Origin of the sequence: Tsukamurella spumae (genome assembly GCF_012396015.1) — a bacterium.
GTDB lineage: Bacteria > Actinomycetota > Actinomycetes > Mycobacteriales > Mycobacteriaceae > Tsukamurella > Tsukamurella spumae.
The window spans coordinates 1-4,316 of sequence record NZ_JAAXOQ010000063.1; the positions used below are offsets into that span (position 1 = coordinate 1).

Genomic DNA, 4,316 nt, shown 5'->3' on the forward strand with positions numbered 1-4,316 from the left:
AACACCAAGATCCGAGCGTTCATCGACGGCTGGAACCCCAGAGCCCACCCGTTCGTCTGGACCAAGACCGCCGAACAGATCCTCGAGAAGGCGAACCGTCCAACAACTTCAAACCCGCGCCACTAGGCGTGCGTGCAACTCTCGTGCGCCAAATTGCAGGCAGTGAGGTATCTGGATCGATGGCGTCAATCGAAGAGCAGGTCAAGAACTGCGACAGCGTCATATGCGAGAATATTCAGCATGCTAACGGGGACCGCGGTCTACTCGCCCAAAACCTACTCTCCCAGTTGAGGAACCTGGTCGAAGGTCTGATCCTCTGGGCGCACGCCGGCGACGCCAGCACAGAATTCAATTACAACAAGCTCTCAGCGGCGGTCCTCGATGCTAAAGCAAAAGCCAGGTTCCGCCTATTGGCGAGGTTTCATGATCTTCTTCAGTCGAGTGCATCGCACTACACACTCGACAAAGATTCCTCCGAACGCCTGATGCTCAAGTACTACGAGTACCTCATCCGCACAAGGAAACTCGTACACGATGAACTTGGCATCGCGATCCTGAACAATCTAGAACAGTTTCCCATCGATCTTGATCCGTCACTTCGGGAGTATCATGAAAAGATTGCGGAGCGGATCGCAGTCGCGCGCGCTACACCGTCCGAACCTCGTCGGGATCGCTACTACATTCACAGCTCGCGTCCCTTCTTCGCCAAGGGAAACATCTATTACGAAGTAACCTTCTCCGTGGCGCACAATACTTCGAGCAAGTTCGACCGCACGATTGCCTTCACCGACGTCGATATCACCGATCGGTACGCTGCGTATCTCGATCTCGCGACCGATTCGATTGAGGTCCTTGGTCGAAACATGCCGATCCTGATCATTCGCGATTGGGAAGTCTCGATCCGGCCCTGCGAATTCGAAAATTTCGCCAGAATTTTCGGTGCTGCACCACGAATCGAGTCGAGGAACCTCGAGTACCGCAATTTGATGGGATACCTGACTCGAACCCGCTTGAGCCTCCTTGACCTAATGGACATGGGTGATGCGGACTACGCACGTCTCCGCGCCGACATGACTGGCGACTCTGGTCGGAAACCTGTGCTCTTTCCAATTCTCGACGAGGCCCGACAGCACGTCCGGGCAGGCCGTGCCGGGTCCCGAGTGCTGCGGTACCTGATGCTTCGCATGCGCAATCAGATTATCAAGGGGCAGCTTGACTCGGAGCCCAACCCATGGCTGTCGGGGCTTCGCCTCACCTCCCGATCTGCGCCGTTCGACAGGATGCCGTTCTGTACATCTCCCGCCGGTCACGTCCCTGGGTTCGCAGACCTCGCCGCGAGCATCGATCCAACAGGTCGAAAGCATGAGCTTCTCGCACGGCGTGTTAAGAACCTGGTCGAGCAGCACGGCACAATTTACACGCCAGCAGCAGAGTTCGAAGATCTCGGGGACGTCGATGAGTTGATCGCAGCGCACAACGGCCGCCTCCCCTCCATTCCAAGGCACGCACCACGAAAGCTCAAGCACGAGAACGGCCACGTGTTCATCGTTGGATACGAAGACGCCGCAGTGGCAATTATCGAAAAGCTTCAAGAGGCAACCGGTGAAGGCGTCGAGAGACACTCCGATGATGTGAACAAATGGCTCCATACCAATCCAGAAATTATCAATGACCCTGCGAAAGCAGAGGCTCTCACCGCCCTATTCGACGAGTCTAACGTGGCCATAATCACGGGTGCTGCCGGTACAGGCAAATCAACGATGGTCAATCACATAGCCAACTACTTCTCCGCCGAGAGCAAGCTATTTCTAGCGCATACCAACACCGCTGTCGAAAACCTCAAGCGTCGGGTCGACGCTCCGAACACCCAGTTCAGCACGATTGCGAGCCACATCTATAATAGTGGTGTACAGGAGTCCTCGGTTGATGTGTTGGTGATCGACGAATGCAGTGCTATCGACAACGAGAGCATTCTCAAGGTCCTTCAGCAGACATCTTTCGATCTGCTTGTCCTCGTTGGCGACGTCTACCAGATTGAGGCAATCCAGTTTGGAAATTGGTTCAGTCTCGCACGGTCGTATATTCCGAAGAATTCCACTTTCGAGCTCACCAAACCATATCGGACTGACGACGACGCACTTCTTACGTTGTGGAGCCGAGTCCGTGGCCTCGACGACCGCATTGAGGAGTCTCTGTCTAAGAATGGCTACTCGATGGCTCTCGGCGAGGATTTGTTCACTCGTCATAGCGATGATGAGATCGTGCTGTGCTTGAATTATGACGGCCTGTATGGCATTAACAATGTCAACCGCTTCCTTCAGGCCAGCAATCCCGAGAAGGCGGTCACGTGGGGTGAGTCCACGTACAAGGTCGGCGATCCCGTATTGTTCAACGAAACGAACCGTTTCAAGAGAGTCATCTCGAACACCACGAAAGGCACGATAGCGTCCATAGAACGCGTGCCGGGACGAATTACCTTCGACGTAGACCTCAAACGTGACGTCAGCGAGGCTGAAGTATACGGGATAGATCTTCGGAAGGTCGATGACACGATCGTTCAGTTCGATGTGTTCGAGCGAGGCAACAGTGACGAGGACGACGACGTAGTTGAAACCCTCGTCCCTTTCCAGGTTGCGTATGCGGTGTCTATCCACAAGGCTCAGGGGCTTGAGTACGACTCGGTCAAGGTTGTTATCACGGATGCAAATGAGGAGCGTATCTCGCACAGTATCTTCTACACGGCAATCACACGGGCCCGCCGGCAGCTTCGCGTGTTCTGGACGCCAGAGACTCAGCAGAGGATACTGAGCCGCCTGACTGTCAGCGAAAACACGAAAGACGAGAATCTGCTGAAGAGACGGCGGGGGTTGACGCCGGTGGGTAGGCGTCCGCGACGTCAGCAGTCACGGCAGCAGCCGTAGTCTGCTCCAGCAAGTGATGGCGCACACTGCATCGACCCCCAGGATGGATACCGGGGTCTGAGATGTCGTTGGGTGCGTTCCTGTTCAGTTGATTGCGCGGAAAGCACTTCGCAGCGCGGCCGAGAGCGCTCCGCTTCTGACTACGCGGGTGACCCGCGCAATGGCTCGCCCGCTTCGTTGGTGTCGCGCGGCGATGCGAAGACGCCCCGTGCTGCCATGATCGGGTTCGGCACAGACCTCCACCACCGAGGTCCCCTTGGTCCCTTCAAAGCACTGTGTGTGGCCGCTGTGGGGGCGAATGCGCCGCCAACTGCGCGAAGGGCGAACGCGCCCTCCGAGCGCAGCATCAAGCTGGGCAGGGCTGTCGTATCGCTGGCCGGGATCGCGTGCGATTGAGGTGTTGACGACATCACGCAGGCCTTGCGGCACGTGCGGAGCGTGGTCCCAGAGGTCTGGGGTGGCGCGATTCCACAGGTCCGCAAATGTGGAGATATGCCGGTGAGGCTCGTGCCCCGCGATCAGCCAGAAGAGGGTCGCGCCGAGGCTGTAGACGTCGCTCTGTTCGCTGTAGCACCGTTCGTAGCGTGGGTCGCCAGTCATGAATGCGTACACCACCTCAGGCGCCATGGTTGTGGGGGTGCCGGCCGCATCTGCGAAACCGTGGGAGTCCATGAACTGTGCTAGGCCCAGGTCGCCGACGAGGATGTCACCTCGCTCGTCGAGAAACAAGTTGTCGGGCTTGATGTCTCGGTGAACGAGGTTGTGGTCGTGGAGCCGAGAGACCCCTTGATAGGCTTGCCGCGTCCATCCAACCGCGGTGCTGATCTCGACGCCGATCTCGGCCGGTATGCGTGCGGTGAGAGTGCCGTTGTTGGCTACATCGGTAACGATGTACGGAACCCCAGATGCCCAGTCAGCATTTCTCACCGGCAGGATGTATTCGCCTTCTAGTTGCCTCAGCACTTGTGCTTCGGTCCAGACGGAACTGACGGAACCGGGCCTCAAGAACTTCAGCGCGCAGACCTGGCTCATGAACAGGTCGTTGACTTCGAAGACCTCACCGAATGCGCCCGCGCCGAGTCTGCGGATTACCTGGTATCTGCCGGCGATGATTCGAGCGGCAGGGGTGGCGCTCATTGCTTAATCGTAGGCAGTATCGATGGCATGCGAGTGTTGGGTCTTGCCACGAAGGTCAGCGGAACTGCGATCACGGTTTCGGCTGTAGTGCTCGAGGGCGTTATCAGCGGCGGACCGTTGGACCTGACGAGGGGACTGGTGCACGGTTAGGTGACATCTGATCTGGCTTGCCCCGGGAGGGCGGCCTGGAAGGATGACTACTGTGCCTAAGCCTTATCCGAAAGAGTTCCGTGATGATGTGGTCCGGGTTGCCCGGGA

The 4,316-nt window shown here is 57.4% G+C and carries 2 protein-coding genes and 1 pseudogene; 2 read left to right on the forward strand and 1 reads right to left on the reverse strand.

From position 1 onward, the window contains the following. Positions 1 to 126, forward strand: a pseudogene (locus tag HF999_RS23205) (IS630 family transposase); the annotation flags it as partial. Between the two features lie 53 nt (positions 127 to 179). Then, the gene (locus HF999_RS22010; protein ID WP_128646661.1) at positions 180 to 2,921 is read left to right on the forward strand and encodes an ATP-dependent DNA helicase; all 2,742 of its coding nucleotides are present in this window, start codon (positions 180 to 182) and stop codon (positions 2,919 to 2,921) included. 84 nt (positions 2,922 to 3,005) lie between these two features. On the opposite strand, the gene HF999_RS22015 is transcribed toward HF999_RS22010, so the two are convergent. Further along, a complete protein-coding gene (locus HF999_RS22015; protein ID WP_168547891.1) occupies positions 3,006 to 4,058 on the reverse strand; it encodes a serine/threonine protein kinase in 1,053 nt (350 codons plus the stop codon). Between the last annotated feature and the right edge of the window lie 258 nt (positions 4,059 to 4,316).